This is a genomic window from Nocardia sp. alder85J, assembly GCF_020176955.2.
In the GTDB taxonomy this organism is placed as follows: Bacteria; Actinomycetota; Actinomycetes; order Mycobacteriales; family Mycobacteriaceae; genus Nocardia.
Genome location: NZ_JAIUCZ020000010.1, coordinates 236,516 through 258,493, shown reverse-complemented (window position 1 = coordinate 258,493; position 21,978 = coordinate 236,516). Strand labels below are relative to the sequence as shown.

The following is a 21,978-nucleotide window of genomic DNA, read 5'->3' as shown; positions in this document are numbered from 1 at the left end:
ACACTGCCACACCCCCACCACAAGCACCCGAAAAATCAAACAGCACAACCAAACCACACGGACGCACCACTTACCCTACGTGGCATTGGGTTATAGCGGCCACGCTTGGAACAGCTACAGACTCACTTTTTCCGCCCGAATCCAATCAGCCCGCCGACCTTGCTGTCCTGTCCGCGACCGGTATGGACACGCTGGAAATCGTCAGTCGTCTTCAAACATCCGACATCAACGAAGCAACAATCGACGCACTTCATGTCACGGTTGACAAGCTGTGCTCTGAATATGCGTTTACCCCGCCGCGAGAATTGATCATCGAAGGGCGACAATGGCTCCGTCGAATCGTTGAGCTTCAAGACCGGCACCTCACGTTCAGCCAGCGACGCCGGACGCTCGAATTCGGGGGATGGTTGGCGCTGCTGGTGGGATGCCTTGAATACGATCTTGGCGAAAGTCAGGCAGCCGACGCGACTCGGCGAATGGCTCTGAAACTCGGAATCGAGATCGACAACGCCGGGATCATCGGATGGGCCTACGAGATGCAAGCATGGTTCGCTCTCACCGCCGGCGACTACCGCGGTGTGATCGCCGCCGCAGAGACCGGGCAAGGCGCAGCAGGCAACAACGGCGTCCTCGTCCAGCTCATCGCGCAGGAAGCCAAGGCTTGGGCACGCATGGGGCGACAGTCCGAGATGGAGAAGGCGCTTGAGCGTGGCCGATCAGCGCTTGACGGCATGCCGTACCCCGAGAACATCAAGAACCATTTCGTAGTCGACCCGGGCAAGTTCGATTTCTATGCGATGGACTGCTACCGCCACGTCGGAGACACTCGCCTTTCTCGAACCCTGGCCGATGAAGTGATTCGGGCCGGAACGGATTTCAACGGCTACGAGCGAACTCCCATGCGCAACGCCGAAGCGCGCATTACCTTGGCCGTCGCCGCCGCCCGAGAAGGTGACCTCGATGGAGCAATACACTTTGGCACCGCCGCTCTTGAGACGCCTCGAAAGTCGGTACCGTCGCTGCTGCTGGTTGCCCGCGATCTGACTTCGGTACTCGATTCTGAGTATCCGAATGAGACTGCCTCCCTCGATTACCATGAGCAGCTTCGGGCCATTTCAGGGCCGGGGCACGCTGCGTAACGGCTTGATCCGAAGAACACCTCGAACGGCTGGTATCTATGTCTCTGACCTCAGAGGCCCGGAGATCCAGCCGTTCCCCGTTTCACGACATGACTCACGTCTCAATGCAGTTGTTGCCGAATTTGCCTATATAGGTTCAAGAGCGGCAGCGGCCCTACGGGCCGCCGCCGCCACGCTACGGCGCACCTTCCCTGCGCAAGCTCCGCTCAGGCACACCGGCGCGTCGGCGGCAACCCTCCAGGCCGAACCCGCCCAGCCCCTGAATCAGGCCATCCCGCAACGCGGTCCAGATTGCCGAGCCGAAGTACCCGAGCACCCGGCACGTTCCCGGAGTGGCATCGGATCGCGTTAGCAACCCCCCACCCTTCCTCATGCCCGAATGGTCTCGCTCCGCCCGCACGAGTCAAGGACCACCCTCCGGGCGTCCGCTACGCGGTGCTGCGCATCCTTGACACGCACGAGCTCCACAGAGGGCGGCATGTATGAGGAAGGCCGGGGAAAAGCAGTCAGGACGTGCGGATAGACAACCTATCCGCCGAAAAGCGTTGTGGTACAACGGTTTCACGTGAAACGACAGGTCACGGCCCGAATCAGCCAGAAGGCCAGGCCGTCCACAGGCCGTAATGGTCCCGGAACAGCAGAGAACTGGGCAGAAGCGGAAAGATGCTCCGACCCAGCTCAAGAGGGCTTTTTCTGTTATTTCCCCAGGTCGCCCACAAGCGCCGAGAGATCACCCAGATCTACGAGGGCACCAATCAGATTCAGCGCGTGGTCATGTCGCGCGCACTGCTGAAGGGCTGAGTTCCCCGCTCGGCGACGGCGGTCCGGCCCGGACGGCGATTTCGTGGATTCCCGGCCGGCCGCGTCGCCAGAGTTGTTCTTGCATTTGGCGTTTCATTCGCAATCGGGCGAATTAGGGTCTATGCATACGTGCGGCTCATAGCGCACTATTGACTCATGGCCGGAGTCGAGATCAACGACAGGTTCGTCCGGCGCACCCTCGACAACGGGCGGATCGAAGAGGTTGCGTGGCAGGATCTTTCGGAGGTTCGAATCATCAGCACGTCGGACGGCCCGTTCACCGACGTGGTGTTCTACGTGCTCATCGGCACGCGCGGAAACGGTTGCGTCGTACCGCGTTCCGCGGCCGACAGCAAATTCCTGGATCGGTTGCGCCGACTGCCGGGTTTCGACGGCAGCAAGGTCGCCCATGCGCTGGGCACCGGCGTCAACCAGCGCCTGTGGCGGCGGAATTAGGCCACCAGATCGGCGTATTCCCGATGTTCCGCGATGAATTTCTCGACGTACCAGCAGGTCGGTATTATCGCGAAGCCATTGTCCCGGGAGTCCCGCAGCGCGAATTCGACCACCTGCGCCGCGACCCCGCGGCCCCGGAATTCGGGGAAGGTCAGCGTGTGCTGGAGATCCCGGGCCGGGGTGTCACCGACGGTGCGCTCGTTGTAGTCCGCGTAGCCCGCGAGCGTGCCGTCGATGTATATCTCGTACCGGGTGGCGTCGGCGTTGTGTTCGAGCCTGGTCGTCATGCTCGGTGGAACTCCTTGGTAGCGACGATTGTTCCGGCTACAGTACGGCCCCGGGATTGAGGATGCCCTCCGGGTCGAGCGCGTTCTTGATCAGGCGGGTCAGCGCCATCACGTCGGGGCCGAGCTGATCCGGTAGCCACGCCTTCTTGAGGCGGCCGACACCGTGCTCGCCGGTGATGGTGCCGCCGAGGGTGATCGCCAGATCCATGATCTCACCGAAGGCCCGCTGAGCGCGCGCCGTCTCGTCCGCGTCGGCCGGGTCGTAACAGATCAGCGGATGGGTGTTGCCGTCACCGGCGTGCGCGATCACCGACACCACCACCTCCAGCCGGCGCGCGATATCCGCGATACCGGTCACCAAATCGCCGAGTTTCGGCAGCGGCACCCCGACGTCCTCGAGCAGCAGCGGCCCCTTGCGCTCCAGCGCCGGGATCGCGAACCGCCGGGCGACCGTGAACGCCTCCCCCTCGTCCGGGTCGTCGGTGGCGAAAACCTCGGTGGCCCCGGCCTTCTCGCACAGCGAGGCGATCTCGGCGGCCTCCCGCTCGGCATGTTCGCCCGGCGCGTCCGACCGCGCGACCAGCAGCGCCGCGGCCGCCCGATCCAGCCCCATCCGCAGTTCGTCCTCGACCGCGTTGATCGCGACCGCATCCATGAACTCCAGCATCGACGGCCGCAACCGCCCGGTGATCGCCAGGATCGCGTCACAGGCCGCCTCCAGCGTGGCGAACGTCGCCACCACCGTGGCCTGCGGCGACTGCGCGGGCAGCAACCGCAGGGTCAGCTCGGTGATGATGCCGAGGGTCCCCTCGCTGCCCACGAACAGTTTGGTCAGCGACAACCCCGCCGAATCCTTCAACCGCGGACCGCCCAGCCGCACCACGGTCCCGTCGGCCAGCACCACCTCCATGCCGAGCACATAATCGGTGGTCACCCCGTACTTCACACAGCACAACCCACCCGCGTTGGTCGCCGCGTTCCCTCCGATGGAACAGATCTCGAACGACGACGGATCCGGCGGATACCACAGCCCGTACTCCGCCACCGCCGCCTTGACCTCGGCATTCAACAGCCCCGGCTGCACCACCGCGGTCCGCGTCACCGGATCCACGGCGATATCCCGCATCCGCTCGGTACTCAGCAGCAACGCACCGTCCTGCGCCGTCGCCCCACCGGACAACCCGGTCCCCGCCCCCCGCGGCACGATCGGCACCCGACGCTCCCGAGCCCACCGCACCACCGTCGCGACCTGCGCGGTATCGGTGGGCCGCACCAACGCCAACGGCATCCCCGCCTTCGGATCCTGCGCCCGATCCTGCCGATACCCGACAAGAATGTCCGGATCGGTGACCACGGCGCCGTCCGGCAACAGCCCTGCGAGCGTCTCGACCTCCACCACTGCAACCTACCCGCCCCCACCGACGCCCCCCACGCCCTCGTCCGACGCGCCGCCCCAGGACCTTCCCGTTTCGTTTATTGCGCAGGATTCGAATATCGAAGGAGGAATCATGGCCGGACCACAGACCGCCGAACGCACCGAACCCGGGGCCATCGCTGCCCGGGCCGCCGAGGGGTCTCGGCCGTCCCCGCGCACGCGGAGCTGACCACCCAGGCTCGATGATCGGGTCGTTCGGGCATGCGTGCAGCAGATCGCCGAACTCGCGGACCGACCCGCCCGAAACCGTCGAGGATGTCCTCGAGGGGCTCGAACGGGCGGGTCTGGTCGAGTCGGCCGCCGCGCCGCGGGACGGACGGCTCCGACCGGGCTCAGCCGAGCAGGCGGGTGCGAAGGGCGTCGTCCTTTTCCAGCACGAGTTTCTCCAGCTCGGCCTGGAACTGTTCCATGCGGGCGCGCAGGGCCGGGTCGGTGGCGGCGAGGATGCGGACCGCGAGCAGGCCGGCGTTGCGGGCGCCGCCGATGGAAACGGTGGCGACCGGGACGCCGGCGGGCATCTGGACGATCGAGAGCAGCGAGTCCATGCCGTCGAGGTACTTCAGCGGGACCGGGACGCCGATGACCGGGAGTGCGGTGGCCGACGCGACCATGCCGGGCAGGTGGGCGGCGCCGCCGGCGCCGGCGATGATCACGTGCAGGCCACGGGTGGCGGCGCTGCGGGCGTAGTCGAGCATGCGCTGCGGGGTGCGGTGTGCGGAGACCACGCCGACCTCGAAGCGGACACCGAACTCGGCCAGGGCCTCGGCGGCCGCTTCCATGGTGGGCCAGTCGGAGTCGCTGCCCATGATCAGGCCGACCTGCGGGCCGGGCGTGGCGCCTGCGGAGGAATGCCCGGAAGGGGTGGCGGTGTCGTCAGTGGCCATGGGGGTCCCATCCGTCGGTCCATACGGCGTGCGACATCCAGTACGCCGCGCGTTCCGCCTTCTCGCGTACCTCGGCCACGTCGTCACCGAGGATGTTGACGTGCCCGATCTTGCGTTTCGGGCGTTCGCCCTTGCCGTAGAGGTGCACCCGGGCCTCCGGCAGGCGGGCGAACAGGTGGTGCAGGCGTTCGTCCATCGACATGGCGGGGGCCTCGGGGGCGCCGAGGATGTTCGCCATCACCGTGACCGGGGCCAGCGGGCGGGTGCTGCCCAGCGGGTAGTCCAGCACCGCGCGCAGATGTTGTTCGAACTGGCCGGTGACCGCGCCGTCCATGCCCCAGTGGCCGGAGTTGTGCGGACGCATGGCCAGCTCGTTGACCAGCAGTTCACCGGAGTGGGTCTCGAACAGTTCGACCGCCATCGCGCCGGTGACGCCGAGTTCGGCGGCCAGCCGCAGGGCCAGCCCGGCCGCCTCGGTCGCCGCGGCGGACGACAGATCGGGGGCGGGGGCGATCACCACCGCGCACTGGCCCTCGCGCTGCACGGTCTCCACCACGGGCCAGGCGGCGGCCTGGCCGAACGGCGAGCGGGCCACCATCGCGGACAGTTCCCGCTTCAGATCCACCTTCTGCTCGGCGAGCAGGCCCACCCCCGCGGCCAGCTGCCCGGCGGTGATCCGCTCGGCCTCGGCGCGGTCGTCGATCATCCACACTCCGCGGCCGTCGTAGCCGCCGCGCACCGCCTTCAGCACGAACGGCCAGCCGTGCGCGTCACCGAAGCCGACGGCGTCGGCCACCGATTCGACCACCGCGAACGGCGGTTCCGGCACGCCGAGCTCGGCCAGTTTGCGCCGCATGGCCAACTTGTCCTGGGCGAAGACCAGGGCCTGCGGCGGCGGCTGCACGTTCACGCCCTCGGCGATCAGGACCTCGAGATGTTCGGTGGGAACGTGTTCGTGGTCGAAGGTCAGCGCGTGGGAGCCGATCGCGGCCTTGCGTAGCGCCGCCAGATCGGTGTGCGCGCCGAGCACCACCTCGGGCGAGACCTGGGCGGCCGGGTCGTCGGGCCGCTCGGCCAGCACCCGCAGCGACTGCCCCAGCGCGACCGCAGCCTGATGCGTCATCCGCGCCAGCTGGCCGCCACCGATCATGGTTACCGTCGGCATTCCCGACGAGTCGAAAGAACGAGGGCTCACGTCACACAATGTTGTCATCCCCTGCCCACCGGCCTGCCGACGGGGCAACCTCGGGCAACCGCCGCCCGTCGGAGGCGGTATCGAGGTGGAACTGGTTCCGATTCTCCGGGGGGCCGGGGCGGGCCCCCGGCGCACAGGCATAAACTCGCCCCGTGTCATTCCTGGACAACGTGGTCAAAGTGCTGCCGCCGGCCGTGCGCGAGTTCGCCTACCGGCATCGCGAGCTGATCAAGTTCGCGATCGTGGGCGGCACCACGTTCGTCATCGACAGCGGTATCTTCTATCTGCTGAAGCTGACCGTGCTGTCGTCCAAGCCGATCACCGCGAAGATCATCTCCGGTGTCATCGCGGTCATCGCGTCCTACATCCTCAATCGGGAGTGGTCGTTCAAGGGCCGCGGCGGGCGCGAGAAGCATCACGAGGCGCTGCTGTTCTTCGCGGTCAGCGGGATCGGCGTGCTGCTCAGCAATATTCCGCTGTGGGCCTCGCGCTACATCTTCGATCTCCAGGTGCCGGCCGTCAGCCTGACCACCGAGAACATCGCCGACTTCGTCAGTGCCTTCCTCATCGGCAACATCCTGCAGATGGTCTTCCGCTTCTGGGCGATGCGCCGCTGGGTGTTCCCCAACGAGATCGACACCCTGGTCGAGGAGTTCGAAGGGCTCTACGAGGAGGAGCAGCTCGGCCACAGCTGAGCGCGGCGGGGGACGTGAGGCTCCGCCGCGGTACCGGCCCCGCCGCAGTACCGAACATGAGGCTCCGCCTCGGTACCGAACATGAGGCTCCGCCTCGGTACCGAACATGAGGCTCCGCCTCGGTACCGAACATGAGGCTCCGCCTCAGCGCGGCTCGTTCCCGATCGCGGTCGAGCGTTGCTGCCCGGGTTTGCCCAGGAACACGCTGAACAGCGCGGGCCGGCGTCGTTGCAGCTCCAGGCGTCCGCCGTCCGCCTCGATCAGCGCCCGGGCCAGCGCCAGGCCGACACCGGTGGACCCGGCGCTGGAGAAACCCCGGTCGAAGATGTGCGGCGCCAGCGTGTCGCTGACCCCCTCGCCCTCGTCGGCGACCTCCACCGCGACCAGCGGCGTGAGATCCGGACCGCCGTACACCGCGCGCACCGACACCGTGCAGTCACCGCCACCGTGCATCAGGGCGTTGTCCACCAGCACCGCCACCGCCTCGCGCAGCCGGGAGGCGGTCACCGGCGCCCGCAGCAGCGGATCGCCGGACAGCATCAGCATCCGCCCGGCCTCGCTGAACGGCAGCCGCCACTCCGAGATCACCTTCCGCAGTTCGGCCACCACCGGCACCGGATCGCGATCGGCGGCGCCGTCGTCGCGCGAGGCCCGCACCAATTCGTCGATGGCGGCGGTGAGCCGGTCGACCTGCGCCATCGCCTCCTCGGCCTCGTGCACCACCGCCGGATCGGTGTGCGCCGACAACTCGTCCAGCCGCAACCGCACCGCGGTCAACCGGCTGCGCAACTGATGCGAGACGTCGGCCACCAGCGCGTGCTCGCGTTGCAGCCGGCCCGCGATCTCGACCGTCGCCGAATCCAGCACGTCGGAGACCCGGTCCAGCTCGGTGATGCCGTGCCGGCGCGAATCGGCCCGGAAATCGCCCTTGGCCAGCCGGGCCGCGCGGGCGGCCACATCGCGCAGCGGATCGGCCACCCGGCGCGCGGTCACCACCGCCACCGCCGCGCCGGCGGCCAGTGAGGCCAGCGCCACCAGCGCGACCGCGCCGACGGCCTGCCGCTGCATGTTGTGCATCTGCCCGGACGGCGCCTCCAGCCGCAGCGATCCGGAGGTGCCCATCGACAGCGACTCCACGATCGGCGCGGGCACCCGGGACACGCCCGCATCGATGCGCAGCGCGGCGTCCTCGGGTGTCGGGTAGATGACCGTGAGCCGACCGCCGGGCGGGATCAGTGGCCGCACCGACCGCAGGTCGAGCGTGCCGTGCACGAGCCCGTCGTCGCGTTCCTGGGCGACGATCTCCACCGACATCCGGTCCAGCCGGGCGCGCAGATCGTTGCGGGTGATGTCGGCGACCCACTGCCAGGCCGTATAAGCCAGCGGGATGCCCAGCACCACCGTGGTCAGGGTCAACGCGGCCAGCATCGACAGCAGGATTCGGCGGCGCATCTAGTCGGCGTTGAACCGGAAGCCGACACCCCGGACGGTGACGATGCGGCGCTCGGCCACCGGGCCCTCGTCGCCGATTTTGCGGCGCAACCAGGACATGTGCATGTCCAGGGTCTTGGAGCCGCGCAGGTCGGCGTCACCCCACACCTCGCGCAGGATGGTCTCCCGCGGCACCACCTGGCCGGCCCGGTCGATCAGCACCTTGAGCAGCTCGTACTCCTTGTTGGCGAGATTCACCTCGTGGCCGTTGACGAGCACCCGGCGGGCCTGCGGCTCCAGCCGGACGCCACCGATCTCGACCGCCTCGTCGCCGATACCGCTGCGGCGCAGCAACGCTCGCACCCGGGCCAGCAACTCGGCCAGCCGGAACGGCTTGCCGACGTAATCGTCGGCCCCGGCGTCCAGCCCGACGACGAAGTCGACCTCGTCGGTGCGGGCGGTGAGCATGAGCACCGCCAGATCGGCGCCGCGCGCCCGGACCTGCCGGCACACCTCCAGGCCGTCCATCCCGGGCAGGCCCAGGTCCAGGATCAGGAGATCGTGTTCACCCTCCAGCGCGCGTTGCAGCACCGCGGGGCCGAAGCTCTCCACGGTCACGGCGTAGCCTTCGCGGCCCAGTGCCCGGGACAGCGGGGCGGCGATGGCCTCGTCGTCTTCGGCGAGCAGTACTGCGGTCACGGATAAAGACTACTGACTCCGGTGGTAGTGGGTGTTCGATATGCCCTGTTGCCCGTACCCGGTCGCGATTGTCCCGTTCCGCTCACGAGCCGTGCCGGTGGCCCGATCCGGGCGGGTCGTAGCGCGGATCGTAGTGGTCCTGATCGAAGACCTCGTGGTACAGCAGGTTGTGCACCGCGAGCACATCGGGGATGTCGTCGTACTCGAGCGGCTCGCCCGAGGCCGATTCGATGATCAGGGTGCCGGTGCCCAGCAACCGATCGGACACACCGTTGCGGAACTGGACACTGGTGATCCGATTCAGCGGGATGTCGATTCCGGTGTGCGTGAACACCCCTTCGCGCACCATCACCCGCCGGTCGGTGACGATGAAATGCGTTGACTTCCAATGCAACACCCGACCGAGGCAGCGCCACAGCACAATCGCGGCCCAGAGCACGACCACGGCGATCAGCACCGCGTCGCGCGCGGTGCCGGTGGTGTGCGGGTACGCGACGCCCCCGGCGAATCCTGCGACCGCGGTGACGACGATGAAAGTGACCGCGGGCCAGAACAACATCTTCCAGTGCGGATGACGATGCAGCAGCAACTGCTCGTCCGGCGCGAGCAGCTCCTCCGGATAACCCATGTACAAACCCTACCGCGCGGGACAGTGGAGCCGAAGCGCCCGAAGGTGCAACAATGCCAGGCAGCTCATTCGCTCGACTCGAGTTCGACCACCCTTTTTTCGTTTCGTCGATGTACGACAGCGGAGGCGCGTGTGACCGAGGAACTGACGCAGTTCGAGCTTTTGCGGGAGCTCGAACCCGTAGCCGAGCAGCACCTGAACCACCACCTGAAGATGGCCAAGGACTGGCATCCACACGACTACGTCCCGTGGGACGAGGGCCGGAACTTCGCCGCGATGGGCGGAGTCGACTGGGAGCCTTCCCAGTCCAGGCTGAGCGAGATCGCGAAGGTCGCGATGATCACCAACCTGCTCACCGAGGACAACCTGCCCGCCTACCACCGCGAGATCGCCGCGAACTTCTCGCAGGACGGCGCGTGGGGCACCTGGGTGGGCCGCTGGACCGCCGAAGAGAATCGGCACGCCATCGTGATTCGCGATTACCTGATGGTGACCCGCGGCGTCGATCCGGTGGCGCTGGAGCGGGCCCGGATGGCGCACATGACCACCGGCGTCCCCACTCCCACCGATCCGCGCTGGGGCGGGGTCCTGATGCAGGTCGCGTACGTGACCTTCCAGGAGCTGGCCACCCGGCTCAGCCACCGCAACACCGGCCGGGTCTGCGACGACCAGATCGCGGACCGCATGCTGCAACGGGTGTCCGCCGACGAGAACCTGCACATGATCTTCTACCGCTCGGTCACGGGCGCGGCGCTGGATCTGGTGCCGGACCGCATGATGGACGACATCAGCTATCTGATCCAGCGATTCGAGATGCCGGGCCGCACCATGCCCAACTTCCGCCGATACAGCGTGATGATGGCCAAGCACGGGATCTACGACCCCCGCCAGCACCTGGAGGAGGTCATCGAGCCGGTGCTGAAGCATTGGAACATCTTCGAGCGCACCGATTTCGGGCCGCGCGGCGAGCGGGCCCGCGAGGAGCTGGCCGCCTACCTGGAGAAGCTGCGCGAGGACGCAGGCCGTTTCGAGGAGCAGCGCGACCGCATGCTGGCCCGCGAAGCCAAGCGCGACATGCAGATCGCCTAGTACCGCCGCGATCGGTATCCGGTAGCGGTGCCGGGTACCGATATCCGCGGCGAGGTACCCGGCGCTGTTCGCGCCCGGCACCCGCTGTCCTGTTCACGCCGGGCACCCGCTGCGCTCCTTCGCGCCCGGCAACACCGCATTGTTCGCGCTCGACACCGCTGTCCTGTTCGCGCCCAGCGCCACTGTCCTGTTCGCGCTCGACACCGCTGCACTGTTCGCGCTCGGTAGCCGCTGCGCGGCATGCGCTCGGTAGCCGCTGCGCTGGTCGCGGGCTCAGTGCACACTGCGCCGGTCGCGGCTCAGCACCGCGCCGGTCGCGGCTCAGTACCCGGCGCGCAGGTGGGTCACGTCGCCCGCGGAGACGGCGCGGTCGCCGATGCGCAGGCGGCCGTGCTCGTCGACATCGGTGGCGACTCCGGTGAGCACCTCGCCGCCGGGCAACTCGGCACGCACGGTGGCGCCGAGAGTGGCACAGCGTTCGCGGTACGCGGCCGCGAGGTCGGTGGTTTTCCACTCCCGGGCCCGCCACGCCGTGAAGCGCCGCGCGAATTCGGTCAGGATGCCCAGTATCACCGCGGTCCGGTCGGCATCGGGCGCCCCGGCCAGGGTGAGCGAGGTGGCATGCGGGACAGGCAGTTCCGCCTCGGTCAGGCTCACGTTGAGGCCGATGCCGACCACTACCGCGGGAGTGGCCGTGCCGGTGGCGATTTCGGCGAGGATGCCCGCCACCTTCCGGCCGCCGATCAGAACATCGTTGGGCCACTTGAGGTTCGCATCCAGTCCGGTGACCGCGCGGACCGCGTCGACCACCGCGATCCCGGTGAGCAGCGGCAGCCAGCCCAGCACCTCCGGATCGATGCCGCCGAGTCGCAGCACCGCCGACATCGAGATCTGTGCCCGCGGCGGACTCACCCAGACGCGCTCGTGCCGCCCGCGACCGGCCCGCTGCTCCTCGGCGATCAGCACCTGACGGTCGACGGCCGGATCGGCGGCCCGGACGACCAGGTCGGCATTCGTCGACCCGGTCGACTCCACGACCTCGACCCGGGCGAAGAACTCCAAGTCCGGCGATTCGGCGACCTCGCGCCGCAGCCGGTCGACATCCAACGGGGGCCTCTGCACCCCCGCAGGCTACCCGGCTCCCATCCGGTGCCGCCGTGGCGACACCGGATGCCGAGACGGATCAGCGATCAGCAGATAGTCGGAGGCCCGGTCGGTCTGCTCGTCCTCCCCGTCGTAGGTGTCCCAGGGCCGCGGATCGGTGATCGTCGGCCGCGGTTCGGCGGCACGCCGGCTCTGCCAGGTGGCCGCCGCAGCGCGTTCCGCGCACAATGTGCTCCACTGCCACATCTCGCACCCTCCCCAAGCGCTGTATGCCGGACGTACCGAGGGTAGCGGACCACCCCGGCAGGGAGACAGCGAATTTCCACCCCCTGCCATCGAAAGCCGCTCAGCCACAAGAGATGTGAAGGAGAGAAGCACGAATTCAGACCGGCTGCAAACCGAGTGCGCCCGCGGCGAAGCGGCGGACCGCCGCGAGCCCCTCGGCCAAGGCGTCGTCGTAACCCGGCCGGGCCCAGCCGGAGATCGTCACGGTGTCGCCCGGCTGCGGGGTGGCGCCGATCTCGGCGACCAGTTCCGCGGTGGTCGGGACGCAGACCGCCCAGGACAGATGTGACTCGGCCGCCCACTCCCGGGTACGCCGGTCCACGTAGTCCGGATCGGTGATGCCGCCGTCGGCCAGAGCGGGCCGGTCGTCGACGCGGTCGTCGGCCCGGAGGGCGCGCAGGTACCAGGATCCGGCGTTGATCTCGATGGGTTCCACCCGATCAGTGTCCCCGCCGCCGTCCGCGGCGCGCCTGGCGGCGCCGCTCCCGTTCGTTCGGGCTGCGCCCGACCCGGGCCAGCGCGATCACCGGGATCAGCAGGAACCAGAACCACAGATGGGTGGCGAGGAACAACACCACCGCCAGCGCCACCGCGACGCCGATCGCCGGAAACACCAGCCCGGACGGCGGACCCGGCCGCTGCACGGGCGCGGCGGGCACCGGCGCCGCGACGACCGGTTCGGGCAGATCGACGAACACCTTCGCCAGATCACCCCGGGTGACCGCGCCCGCGACCACACCGCTGCGCTCGTCGAACTCGGCCATCGACAGCCGCCCGGCCGCGAAATGGTCCGACAAACGCGCCATGGCCTGCTCGCGCTCCGCCGTGCCGACGCGGATATCGGGTGAATCTGCAGCCATACGACGAGGTTACCGCCCGTCCCCGAGATTTCCCCCGCGAAAGGTGCCGCCACCGGCCCACTGTCGGCGGGGACACACTGGTTCGCCCCGGTACCGCCGGACTACTGTCGGGGCCATGTTCCGGCACCGTGGCATCGGTCTTCCCGCAGTTCGTGTGGGGCGCCGCGGCATCGGGACCAGGGGGTGACGATGGCGACACGGCAGTTCGGGGACTATCGGCTGGAGCGGTTGATCGGCCGCGGCTCGGCGGGCGAGGTCTGGCTCGCCCGCGACGCCGAGGACCGGGCCGTCGCCCTCAAGATCCTCTCCGTCACCGCCGCGGAGGATCAGGACTATCGGCGCCGGTTCGAGCGGGAGGCCCGGATCGGCGCCCGGCTGAGCAATCCCCATGTGGTGCCGATCCGGGCATTCGGCGAACACCAGGGCCGGTTGTTCCTCGCGATGACGCACATCCCCGGCATCGACCTGTCGGCGCGGCTGCACGTCGGCCCGCTGGGCGCGCCCGAGGCGGCGGACCTGGTGTCCCAGGTCGCCGAGGCCCTCGACGCCGCGCACGCCGCCGGCCTGATCCATCGAGATGTGAAGCCCGCCAACATCATCGTGCATGCGAGCGGTTTCGCATACCTGATCGATTTCGGCATCGCCCGCGCCTCCGACCAGACCACCATCACCGCAACGGGTTTCACGGTCGGCACGCTGGCCTACATGGCGCCGGAACGCTTCACCGGGCACGCCGAGGCGCGCTCCGACATCTACGCCCTGACCTGCGTGCTGTACGAATGTCTCACGGCCCAAAGACCTTTCGGCGACACCGACCCCGCCCGGCAACTGCACTCCCACCTGCACCAGCAGCCACCCGCCGTGCACACCCTGGACCCCGCGCTTCCGGCCGCGCTGGACGAGGTCATCGCGCGCGGGATGGCGAAGAAACCGGAGGACCGCTATCCCACGGCGGGCGCGCTGGCCACGGCCGCCCTCACGGCCGTCGGCCTCACCCGGCCGGTCCCCCGCACCCCACCCGACCTGGACCGCGCGGCCGCACCGCGCAACCGGCCCGCGACCACCCGGCCTCCGACCGGAGATCTGCGACTGTCCGCGCCCGACCGGCCGACACCGACCTCCGGTCCGGCCGCATCGCCCTCGGGTCCCCCCGGCCCGCGGTCACAGCCGGTGCAACACAGCCCGGGAGTCGCACCGAGACCGCACAACTCGACGCCACCGGCGGACCACGGACGTGAGGCACAGCCGGTCGGGCCGGCACCGCAGTCGGTCGGCTCCGAGGTGCGGCCGCCGAGAGGTTCCACACCACAGCCGGGAGAGCCCCCTTCAGGGGCGCTACCGGGACCGCACGGCTCGCCGTCGTCAGGACAACCGGGCCTGGCACCACCATGGGGGCAGCACGGTTCGGTCCCCTCGAGACAGTCCGGTGCAGGGATGCCGCCGGGCCCGTACGGCACGGGGCCGGTGCGGCCCAACGGGATGGCATCGGGACAACCCGACCGTGGGGCTCCCCCACGACAACCAGGGCCGGCCGATCCAGCCGCAGTTCGTTCTCCTCGGGGTGGTCCGGTCGTGGCAGGGCGGCCGCAGACCGGGCCGCTGCCGACCCAGGTGCTGCCCGCTTCCGATCCGGCCCTGCTCGCGGTCCGTACCGGGCCGACTCACGCCACCTCCGACGAGGTCCGGCCTGCGCGGCGGTCCATCAAGGTCGCGGCCGTCGGCCTCGGTGCCCTGGTGCTGACGCTGGCGCTGATCGCCGTCGTGACGGCGCTGGTCTCGAGCACGGGCGGGCACGGGCAGTCCTCCACCACCGCGCCCGATTCTCCGGCATCCGTTCCGGTGACGAGTCCGGCGGCGAGCCCGGCGACCATTCCGCCGACCACTGCTCCGAGGCCGTTCCCACTGCCCTCGCCGCTACAGATCCCGATTCCGCCCGGATTCCCCACCCAGTTCCACATCCCCGGCCGGGCCGCCCCCACCCACGGCTCCGATTCGCCCGACAATCAAGGCAATTAGCCGACGCATCGGACGAGGCGATCCCGACGCCGGTCGGCGACGAAACGACGCAGGCCCGCGCACTCGAGCGAGTGCGCGGGCCTGCGAACGTGTTTCGTGCGGACCTACTTGATCTCGGCCAGCACGGTGCCCTGGGTGATGGCGGCGCCGGCCTGCACCGCGAGACCGGTGACCACACCGGCCTTGTGCGCGTTGACCGGGTTCTCCATCTTCATGGCCTCGAGCACCACGATCAGGTCGCCGGCCTCGACGGCCTGGCCCTCCTCGACGGCGACCTTCACCACGGTGCCCTGCATCGGCGCGGTGACCGCGTCACCGGACGCGGTGCCCATGCCGCCGCCACCGCGCTTGCGGGGCTTCGGCTTCTTGCGGATCACGCCACCACCGTTGGCGGCGGCGCCACCACCGCCGGTGCCCACGCTGAACTGGGACGGCAGCGACACCTCGAGGCGGCGGCCGCCGACCTCGACCACGACGGTCTGCCGAGCCGACTCCTCGTCCTCCTCGATCGGCACGGCGCCGGCATAGGGCGGGATCGGGTTGTCCCAGTCGGTCTCGATCCACTTGGTGTAGACATCGAACTTGGTGCCGTCACCGATGTAGGCCGGGTTCTCGACGATGTGCCGATGGAACGGCAGCACGGTGGCCAGACCCTCGATGTGGTACTCGGCCAGGGCGCGACGCGACCGCTCCAGCGCCTGGGTGCGGGTCTCGCCCCACACGATCAGCTTGGCCAGCATGGAGTCGAACTGGCCGCCGATGACGCTGCCCTCGACCACACCGGAATCCACGCGCACACCCGGACCCGACGGTTCGCGGTACTCCTTCACCGGGCCGGGCGCGGGCAGGAAGTTGCGGCCGGCGTCCTCACCGTTGATCCGGAACTCGATGGCGTGCCCGCGCGGGGTCGGGTCTTCCTTGATCTCCAGCTCCTCGCCGTTGGCGATCCGGAACTGCTGCCGCACCAGGTCGATGCCCGCGGTCTCCTCGGTGACCGGGTGCTCCACCTGGAGGCGGGTGTTGACCTCGAGGAACGACACCGTCTCGCCCTGCACCAGATATTCCACGGTGCCCGCGCCGTAATAACCGGCCTCCCGGCAGATCCGCTTCGCCGACTCGTGGATCTCGGCCCGGACCTCATCGCTCAGGAACGGCGCGGGCGCCTCCTCGACCAGCTTCTGGAACCGGCGCTGCAACGAGCAGTCCCGAGTACCGACCACGATCACGTTGCCGTGCTGATCGGCCAGCACCTGCGCCTCCACATGGCGGGCCTTGTCCAGATACTGCTCCACGAAACACTCACCCCGGCCGAACGCCGCGGTCGCCTCACGCGTCGCCGACTCGAACAACTCCGGAATCTCCTCGATGGTATGCGCGACCTTCATGCCACGACCACCACCACCGAACGCCGCCTTGATCGCCACCGGAACACCGAATTCCTCCGCGAACTCGACCACCTCGGTCGCATCCTTCACCGGATCCTTGGTACCCGCCGCCATCGGCGCGCTCGCCCGCTCGGCGATGTGCCGCGCGGTCACCTTGTCACCCAGATCCCGAATCGACTGCGGCGACGGGCCGATCCAGATCAGACCCGCATCGAGCACCGCCTGCGCGAAATCCGCGTTCTCCGACAGAAACCCGTACCCCGGATGGATCGCGTCCGCACCCGACTTCGCCGCCGCCTGGAGAATCTTGTCGAACACCAGATACGACTCCGCCGAGGTCTGCCCACCGAGCGCGAACGCCTCGTCGGCCAGACGCACGAACGGCGCCTCGGCATCGGGCTCGGCATACACCGCGACGCTGGCGATCCCGGCATCCTTCGCTGCCCGGATCACACGCACCGCGATCTCACCCCGGTTGGCTACGAGGACCTTCGTGATCTGCGCGCTGGCATGGCTGGGCACTGAGCCTCCTGTGCTGTGGACATCTTTCGTCTTCCGGCGAGTGTAGGCAGTCTGCCAACAAAGCCGTAACCCGACTAGGGGCTACTGAGGAGTAGTCACAAGGAGCGCGACGTGCAGCGCTCCTACACAATCCGTGCCGCGGGCCGCATGACGGCCGGTAGGACACCGGGTTCGGCGCCGCGCACGATCGGCGCGCGCACCGCGTTGGCCCACTCGGTCCAGGACCCGTCATAGACCCGCACATCGTCCAGACCGAGCAGCGCCGTCAACACGAAGCGCGTGTGCGCTGAGCGCTCGCCGATGCGGCAGTAGACGATCGCGCCGGACCCGCCACCCGCGGCCAGTGCGGCGTATCGGCGATCGAGTTCGGCCCGCGGCCGGAATCGTCCGTCCGGACCGGCCGCGGCCGTCCACGGAATGTTGATCGCGGTCGGAATGTGCCCGGCGCGCAGCGACTGTTCCTCGGGCCGGTCGGTGATCCGATCCAAATCGCCGCTGTACTCCCCGGCCGCGCGGACATCCAGCAGCACGCCCGGCTCGTCGCCGTCCCGCGTCAGCCGTTCGCGGATCTCGGACAGGAATGCCCGTGCGCCCGCGTCATCGCGCTCGAGCACGGGATATTCGTCCAGTCCCGCCCGCGGCACCTCGAAGGTGGTGTCGCGTCCCTCGGAGATCCAGGCCTCGCGGCCGCCGTCGAGCAGCCGCACGTCCGGATGGCCGAACAGTTCGAACACCCAGAGCACCGCCGCGGCGGTGCCGTTGGCCTTGTCCCCGTAGACCACCACGGTGTCCTCGCGGCCGATGCCCTTCTCCCGCATCAGTTCGGCAAAACGTACGCCATCCACGACATCGCGGGTCCCGGGCTCGGTAAGCTCGGCACGCCAGTCGATCTTGATGGCACCGGGTACGTGACCGATGTCGTAGAGCAGACCGTCCTCATCGGATTCGACGATCCGTAATCCCGGCGCGCCGATGTTTGCCGACAGCCACTGTGTGGTTACTAGTCGGTGAGGATGTGCGTACAGACCGAAGGAAGGATGAGAGTCCGGTGCTACGGGCACGATGTCGGGTCCTTCCGACGCTATGGGCGATTTGGCCGGTTGTTCCCACCGATGGTAGGTCCGTACAAATACGAGAACTTGTTTCACACGAGGAATCGAGTGAATGAGCGAATAAGTCGCAGCTTCATCCGATAAAGTCTCTCGGGAGGAGGGGTGAGCTATGTCCGATTCTTGGCCACGACGGCGCCTGCTCGCGATCCTGCGCGGCGCCAGCGAGCCTCTCGACGCCCAGGAACTGGCTCGAGTTACCGGACAGCACGTCACCACGGTCCGCTTTCATCTGGATGTTCTCACACGCGAGTCGCTGGTACGACAGTTCCAGCAACCTCCGCGCGGACGAGGCCGCCCGCGTATCGGTTATACCGCGGTACAGCGATCGGTGGGCTATCAGGATTTGGCCCAGGTACTGGCCGACCAGCTCGGTAGCGATCCACGCCGCCGCTCGGACGCGGCGGTATCGGCCGGTCGGGTATGGGGCGCCAAACTCGACGCCATCGAGGAGGGCATCGAGAACCTCGACGACGCCAAGGACGTGACCGTCACCGTCATGTCGGAACTCGGATTCGCGCCGGAGCGCGATCCCGGCAACGAATCCGACCAGCAGGTCATGATCCGGCTCACCGCCTGCCCGCTGCGGGAGCTGGCCCGCACCCACTCCGAGGTGGTGTGCGGGGTGCATCTGGGCCTCATGCGCGAGGTCCTCGACCGCAACGGCGGCCGCGACGTGGTGAATGTCCGGCTGCATCCGTTCGTGGAGCCGGAGCTGTGCGTAGCCCGGCTGGAGGCGCTGGGCAGCTCGCTGGTCCCCGACGCGGCCATGCCGGCCGCCGAGCCACGCATCGCGGCGCCGGCCGGATCCCGGGTCGGCCCGCAGTTGCGCGGCAACGATCCGAAGTCAGCGGCCGCCGACCCACAGCTGCGCAACGCCGACACCCACGTCGCGCAGCAGCCGACGCAGTAGCGGCAACCCGATCCCGATGACGCTCGACGGATCGCCCTCGATGCGGTCGACGAACCAGCCGCCCAGACCGTCGAGGGTGAAGGCACCGGCCACCTGCAACGGCTCGCCGGTGGCGATGTAGGCCTCCAGCTCCTCCGGTTCGGGCTTGGTGAAGTGCACGGTGGTGCTGCTGCAATCGTCGGAAGCCGCGACGACGGCGCCCGCACCGATCCGCAGGACGCAGTGACCGGTCAGCAGATCAGCGCTGCGACCGGCCATCACCGCCCAGCGTGACCGGGCCACGTCGGCGGTCAGCGGCTTACCTTGCAGCACGCCGTCGACCAGCAGCATGGAGTCACAGCCGACGACGACACAGTCGGTCAGGAGGTCGGCGCCCTCGCGGGCGTAGGCGGCGACCACGGCCTCCGCCTTGGCCCGCGCCAGCGCCACCACGACCTGTTCCGGGCCGGTGCCGACGGGCAACGCGGCGGCCACCGCGTCCTCGTCCACGTCCGAGACGCGGACCAGCGGGTTCAGACCGGCCGCACGCAGCACCTGCAACCGCGCCGGAGACGCGGACGCGAGTACGAAGACGCCCACGCGTCAGTCGCGCAGATGCGAGACAAATGGATAGGCGTAGGGAGAGAAGCTCGTGGTACCGCGATGCATGTACGAGGGGCGGCCCCACAGATCGACCGGACCCGCCTCGGCGGCCACGCCGGTGCCGGCGGCCGCGGCGGACAGCACGCACACCACGGCGGCGATCTCGTCCGCGCTCGGCCAGCCCTTGAGAATCCGGATAACGGGCCCCCCGGGCGATTCGGTTTCGGAAACCACCGACTCGATCGTATCGACGAGCTCGTCGACAGACAGGTCCAATTCGGCGGCGCTCAACACCTCTTCGTCGGATACAGTCGTCACAGCGCCAGTTCCTCCTGTTCAGGCGTCGCCGGGATTCGATCCCCGACGACTTGCGGTCTGCGGGACCGGATGCTCCGAGCCCGCCTCCCGGGTATTCGTCACGACCCTCGATGGCGAGTAGCCGTTCTTACCATCTCGGTGCGGATGAGGCAATTCTGCGCGGTACGGTTTCACTGTCTTCTCAAGCTTCTCATGATCTTCTCAGAAGACGCCACACCACACCTACGCATATCGCTCAAATCACAGTGGGATGTTTCCGTGCTTCTTGGGCGGCAGGGACACCATCTTGCGCTCCAGCAGCCGCAGCGCGGAGACGATCTGTCCGCGCGTGTGCGACGGCGGGATCACGGCATCGACATACCCACGCTCGGCGGCCACATACGGGTTCACCAGAGTGTCCTCGTACTCGTTCTGGAGCTCCAGGCGCAGCGCGTCGACGTCGGAGCCCTCCTTGGCGGCCGTCTGCAACTGCTTGCGGTAGACGAAGCCGACCGCGCCCGAGGCGCCCATGACCGCGATCTGCGCGGTGGGCCAGGCCAGGTTGACGTCGGCGCCCATGTGCTTGGAGCCCATGACGTCGTAGGCGCCGCCGTACGCCTTGCGGGTGATGATTGTGATCTTCCCCACAGTGGCCTCGCCGTAGGCGTACAGCAGCTTGGCGCCGCGGCGGATGATGCCGTTGTACTCCTGGCCGGTGCCCGGCAGGAAGCCCGGCACGTCCACCAGGGTGATGATCGGGATGTTGAAGGCGTCACAGGTGCGCACGAAGCGCGCGGCCTTCTCCGAGGCGTCGATGTCCAGGCAGCCCGCGAACTGGGTGGGCTGGTTGGCCACGATGCCGATGCTGCGGCCGTCGATGCGGGCGAAGCCGACGATGACGTTCATCGCGCGCTCGGCCTGCACCTCCAGGAACTCGTCGTCGTCGACCAGCCGGCGGATCACCTCGTGCATGTCGTACGGCTGGTTCGGCGAGTCCGGGATGATCGTGTCGAGCTCGAGGTCCTCGTCGGTGAGCGAGTCCTCGATGGCACCGGTGATCGGGTCGGTGGCCGGGAAACGCGGGGCCTCGGCGCGGTTGTTGCTGGGCAGGTAGCTCAGCAGGTCCTTGACGTAGTCCAGCGCGTCCTGCTCGCCGGAGGCGACGTAGTGCGCGACGCCCGACTTCACCATGTGGGTGTGGGCGCCGCCCAGCTCCTCCATGGAGACCTCTTCACCGGTGACGGTCTTGATCACGTCGGGGCCGGTGACGAACATCTGGCTGGTCTGGTCGACCATGACGACGAAGTCGGTCAGCGCCGGGGAGTACACGTGGCCACCCGCGGCCGGGCCCATGATCAGCGAGATCTGCGGGATCACGCCGGAGGCCTGGATGTTGCGGTGGAAGATCTCGCCGTACAGGCCGAGCGAGACCACGCCTTCCTGGATGCGAGCGCCGGCGCCCTCGTTGATGCCGACCAGCGGGCGGCCGGTCTTCAGCGCCAGATCCATGACCTTGACGATCTTCTCGCCGTAGACCTCACCGAGCGAGCCGCCGAAGACGGTGACGTCCTGCGAGAAGATGCACACGTCCCGGCCGTCGATGGTGCCGTAACCGGTCACCACACCGTCGCCGAGCGGGCGGTTGCTCTCCAGGCCGAAATTGACGCTGCGGTGCCGCGCCAGCGCGTCCAGCTCCACGAACGAGCCCTCGTCCAGCAGCGCCAGGATGCGCTCCCGGGCGGTCATCTTGCCCTTGGCGTGCACCTTGTCGACGGCGGCCTCACCCATCGGGTGCTTGGCCTCTTCCAGACGGTTCCGCAGATCGGCGAGCTTCCCTGCGGTGGTGTGGATATCGGGGGCGCCCGCCGAATCCGGCGAAGACTGCTGCTGGACACTCGTCATGTCCCGGAGTGTAACCATCGTCGCGGACGCGTGGAATTCCAGTAGGGGCTACTCACGAGTACCGCTATTGGCTACCCGCCAGTAGAAAACGGCTGGTGAAACCCGATGATCGCCAGCGTATTGCGGCGGAACGACGGCCCCGCGACCGGCTGCCGGGCCGACCCGGAAATTGGGACAAATCTCAATTTCGCGGGCCGGGCCGTGGCGCCCGGCGCGGCCGCGCACGGCCCGGGTTCGGCGGTCCGGCTCGGTGCGACAGGTGCG

22 protein-coding genes and 1 pseudogene are annotated in these 21,978 nt (G+C 68.5%); 7 read left to right on the top strand and 16 right to left on the bottom strand.

Annotated features, from left to right (window positions below; genetic code table 11):
* Positions 1–182: 182 nt before the first annotated feature.
* The 3 genes and pseudogenes from LBW94_RS33580 (at position 183) to LBW94_RS33570 (ending at position 2,396) form a co-directional block, all read left to right on the top strand.
* On the top strand, positions 183–1,139 hold the full coding sequence (locus LBW94_RS33580) for an XRE family transcriptional regulator (RefSeq protein ID WP_225062614.1): 957 nt from the start codon (positions 183–185) through the stop codon (positions 1,137–1,139).
* Positions 1,140–1,865: 726 nt separating this feature from the next.
* Positions 1,866–1,940: pseudogene (locus LBW94_RS33575) on the top strand (hypothetical protein); the annotation flags it as partial.
* A 156-nt stretch (positions 1,941–2,096) separates the two neighbouring features.
* Positions 2,097–2,396, top strand: a complete 300-nt coding sequence (locus tag LBW94_RS33570) for a hypothetical protein (RefSeq protein ID WP_225062615.1) — start codon at positions 2,097–2,099, stop codon at positions 2,394–2,396.
* Here the strand turns inward: LBW94_RS33570 and LBW94_RS33565 are convergent.
* The 4 genes from LBW94_RS33565 to LBW94_RS33550 form a co-directional block, all read right to left on the bottom strand.
* Positions 2,393–2,683, bottom strand: coding sequence for a GNAT family N-acetyltransferase (locus LBW94_RS33565; RefSeq protein ID WP_225062616.1), 291 nt, complete (start codon positions 2,681–2,683; stop codon positions 2,393–2,395). The two genes, LBW94_RS33570 and LBW94_RS33565, sit on opposite strands and share 4 nt — an antisense overlap.
* 37 nt (positions 2,684–2,720) lie before the next feature.
* Complete coding sequence (locus LBW94_RS33560) at positions 2,721–4,079, bottom strand: FAD-binding oxidoreductase (RefSeq protein ID WP_225062617.1); 1,359 nt, start codon at positions 4,077–4,079, stop codon at positions 2,721–2,723.
* 371 nt (positions 4,080–4,450) lie between these two features.
* On the bottom strand, positions 4,451–5,002 hold the full coding sequence (purE, locus tag LBW94_RS33555) for a 5-(carboxyamino)imidazole ribonucleotide mutase (RefSeq protein ID WP_266272773.1): 552 nt from the start codon (positions 5,000–5,002) through the stop codon (positions 4,451–4,453).
* A complete protein-coding gene (locus LBW94_RS33550) occupies positions 4,992–6,167 on the bottom strand; it encodes a 5-(carboxyamino)imidazole ribonucleotide synthase (RefSeq protein WP_225062618.1) in 1,176 nt (391 codons plus the stop codon). The genes purE and LBW94_RS33550 overlap by 11 nt, the downstream gene beginning before the upstream one ends.
* 182 nt (positions 6,168–6,349) lie before the next feature.
* Here LBW94_RS33550 and LBW94_RS33545 point away from each other — a divergent pair, with 182 nt between their 5' ends.
* Positions 6,350–6,892 carry a GtrA family protein gene (locus tag LBW94_RS33545; RefSeq protein ID WP_225062619.1) on the top strand — a complete coding sequence of 181 codons (543 nt, stop codon included), beginning with the start codon at positions 6,350–6,352 and terminating at the stop codon, positions 6,890–6,892.
* Between the two features lie 144 nt (positions 6,893–7,036).
* On the opposite strand, the gene LBW94_RS33540 is transcribed toward LBW94_RS33545, so the two are convergent.
* The 3 genes from LBW94_RS33540 to LBW94_RS33530 all read right to left on the bottom strand — a co-directional run bounded on the left by LBW94_RS33540 (position 7,037) and on the right by LBW94_RS33530 (position 9,650).
* Positions 7,037–8,344 (bottom strand): sensor histidine kinase, encoded by a 1,308-nt coding sequence (locus LBW94_RS33540; protein ID WP_225062620.1) that lies wholly within the window; start codon positions 8,342–8,344, stop codon positions 7,037–7,039.
* The gene (locus LBW94_RS33535) at positions 8,345–9,022 is read right to left on the bottom strand and encodes a response regulator transcription factor (RefSeq protein WP_225062621.1); all 678 of its coding nucleotides are present in this window, start codon (positions 9,020–9,022) and stop codon (positions 8,345–8,347) included.
* Between the two features lie 82 nt (positions 9,023–9,104).
* On the bottom strand, positions 9,105–9,650 hold the full coding sequence (locus tag LBW94_RS33530; RefSeq protein WP_225062622.1) for a PH domain-containing protein: 546 nt from the start codon (positions 9,648–9,650) through the stop codon (positions 9,105–9,107).
* 132 nt (positions 9,651–9,782) lie between these two features.
* On the opposite strand from LBW94_RS33530, the gene LBW94_RS33525 reads away from it, so the two are divergent.
* Entirely contained in the window at positions 9,783–10,739 is a 957-nt protein-coding gene (locus LBW94_RS33525) for an acyl-ACP desaturase (RefSeq protein WP_225062623.1), read from the top strand.
* Positions 10,740–11,060: 321 nt separating this feature from the next.
* Here the strand turns inward: LBW94_RS33525 and LBW94_RS33520 are convergent, their stop codons facing one another.
* The 4 genes from LBW94_RS33520 to LBW94_RS33505 form a co-directional block, all read right to left on the bottom strand.
* Positions 11,061–11,861, bottom strand: a complete 801-nt coding sequence (locus LBW94_RS33520) for a biotin--[acetyl-CoA-carboxylase] ligase (RefSeq protein WP_416276999.1) — start codon at positions 11,859–11,861, stop codon at positions 11,061–11,063.
* 9 nt (positions 11,862–11,870) lie between these two features.
* Positions 11,871–12,089 (bottom strand): hypothetical protein, encoded by a 219-nt coding sequence (locus LBW94_RS33515; RefSeq protein ID WP_225062624.1) that lies wholly within the window; start codon positions 12,087–12,089, stop codon positions 11,871–11,873.
* A gap of 136 nt (positions 12,090–12,225) precedes the next feature.
* The gene (locus LBW94_RS33510; RefSeq protein ID WP_225062625.1) at positions 12,226–12,564 is read right to left on the bottom strand and encodes a hypothetical protein; all 339 of its coding nucleotides are present in this window, start codon (positions 12,562–12,564) and stop codon (positions 12,226–12,228) included.
* A 4-nt stretch (positions 12,565–12,568) separates the two neighbouring features.
* Positions 12,569–12,988: a DUF1707 SHOCT-like domain-containing protein gene (locus LBW94_RS33505; protein ID WP_225062626.1), complete on the bottom strand. Its 420-nt coding sequence runs from the start codon at positions 12,986–12,988 to the stop codon at positions 12,569–12,571.
* Between the two features lie 189 nt (positions 12,989–13,177).
* Here LBW94_RS33505 and LBW94_RS33500 point away from each other — a divergent pair, with 189 nt between their 5' ends.
* A complete protein-coding gene (locus LBW94_RS33500) occupies positions 13,178–15,004 on the top strand; it encodes a serine/threonine-protein kinase (RefSeq protein ID WP_225062627.1) in 1,827 nt (608 codons plus the stop codon).
* Between the two features lie 104 nt (positions 15,005–15,108).
* On the opposite strand, the gene LBW94_RS33495 is transcribed toward LBW94_RS33500, so the two are convergent.
* Complete coding sequence (locus LBW94_RS33495; RefSeq protein WP_266272767.1) at positions 15,109–16,911, bottom strand: acetyl/propionyl/methylcrotonyl-CoA carboxylase subunit alpha; 1,803 nt, start codon at positions 16,909–16,911, stop codon at positions 15,109–15,111.
* Between the two features lie 122 nt (positions 16,912–17,033).
* The gene (locus LBW94_RS33490) at positions 17,034–17,972 is read right to left on the bottom strand and encodes a sulfurtransferase (protein WP_225059486.1); all 939 of its coding nucleotides are present in this window, start codon (positions 17,970–17,972) and stop codon (positions 17,034–17,036) included.
* A 160-nt stretch (positions 17,973–18,132) separates the two neighbouring features.
* Between LBW94_RS33490 and LBW94_RS33485 the strand changes: the two genes are divergently transcribed.
* On the top strand, positions 18,133–18,933 hold the full coding sequence (locus LBW94_RS33485; protein ID WP_225059487.1) for a helix-turn-helix transcriptional regulator: 801 nt from the start codon (positions 18,133–18,135) through the stop codon (positions 18,931–18,933).
* Here the strand turns inward: LBW94_RS33485 and LBW94_RS33480 are convergent.
* From LBW94_RS33480 to LBW94_RS33470, 3 genes are all read right to left on the bottom strand, one after another.
* Entirely contained in the window at positions 18,868–19,512 is a 645-nt protein-coding gene (locus tag LBW94_RS33480; RefSeq protein ID WP_225059488.1) for a Maf family protein, read from the bottom strand. The two genes, LBW94_RS33485 and LBW94_RS33480, sit on opposite strands and share 66 nt — an antisense overlap.
* A 3-nt stretch (positions 19,513–19,515) precedes the next feature.
* Positions 19,516–19,809, bottom strand: a complete 294-nt coding sequence (locus LBW94_RS33475) for an acyl-CoA carboxylase epsilon subunit (RefSeq protein WP_225059489.1) — start codon at positions 19,807–19,809, stop codon at positions 19,516–19,518.
* Positions 19,810–20,073: 264 nt separating this feature from the next.
* Complete coding sequence (locus LBW94_RS33470; protein WP_225059490.1) at positions 20,074–21,714, bottom strand: acyl-CoA carboxylase subunit beta; 1,641 nt, start codon at positions 21,712–21,714, stop codon at positions 20,074–20,076.
* Positions 21,715–21,978: the final 264 nt, after the last annotated feature.

Excerpts from the sequence above, each read along its gene's own strand:
- LBW94_RS33530 (WP_225062622.1), bottom strand. The coding sequence starts at position 9,650 with ATGGGTTATCCGGAGGAGCTGCTCGCGCCGGACGAGCAGTTGCTGCTG.
- LBW94_RS33515 (WP_225062624.1), bottom strand. The coding sequence starts at position 12,089 with ATGTGGCAGTGGAGCACATTGTGCGCGGAACGCGCTGCGGCGGCCACC.
- LBW94_RS33570 (WP_225062615.1), top strand. The coding sequence starts at position 2,097 with ATGGCCGGAGTCGAGATCAACGACAGGTTCGTCCGGCGCACCCTCGAC.
- LBW94_RS33505 (WP_225062626.1), bottom strand. The coding sequence starts at position 12,988 with ATGGCTGCAGATTCACCCGATATCCGCGTCGGCACGGCGGAGCGCGAG.
- purE (WP_266272773.1), bottom strand. The coding sequence starts at position 5,002 with ATGGCCACTGACGACACCGCCACCCCTTCCGGGCATTCCTCCGCAGGC.
- LBW94_RS33580 (WP_225062614.1), top strand. The coding sequence starts at position 183 with ATGGACACGCTGGAAATCGTCAGTCGTCTTCAAACATCCGACATCAAC.
- LBW94_RS33470 (WP_225059490.1), bottom strand. The coding sequence starts at position 21,714 with ATGACGAGTGTCCAGCAGCAGTCTTCGCCGGATTCGGCGGGCGCCCCC.
- LBW94_RS33550 (WP_225062618.1), bottom strand. The coding sequence starts at position 6,167 with ATGCCGACGGTAACCATGATCGGTGGCGGCCAGCTGGCGCGGATGACG.
- LBW94_RS33500 (WP_225062627.1), top strand. The coding sequence starts at position 13,178 with ATGGCGACACGGCAGTTCGGGGACTATCGGCTGGAGCGGTTGATCGGC.
- LBW94_RS33565 (WP_225062616.1), bottom strand. The coding sequence starts at position 2,683 with ATGACGACCAGGCTCGAACACAACGCCGACGCCACCCGGTACGAGATA.
- LBW94_RS33485 (WP_225059487.1), top strand. The coding sequence starts at position 18,133 with ATGTCCGATTCTTGGCCACGACGGCGCCTGCTCGCGATCCTGCGCGGC.
- LBW94_RS33540 (WP_225062620.1), bottom strand. The coding sequence starts at position 8,344 with ATGCGCCGCCGAATCCTGCTGTCGATGCTGGCCGCGTTGACCCTGACC.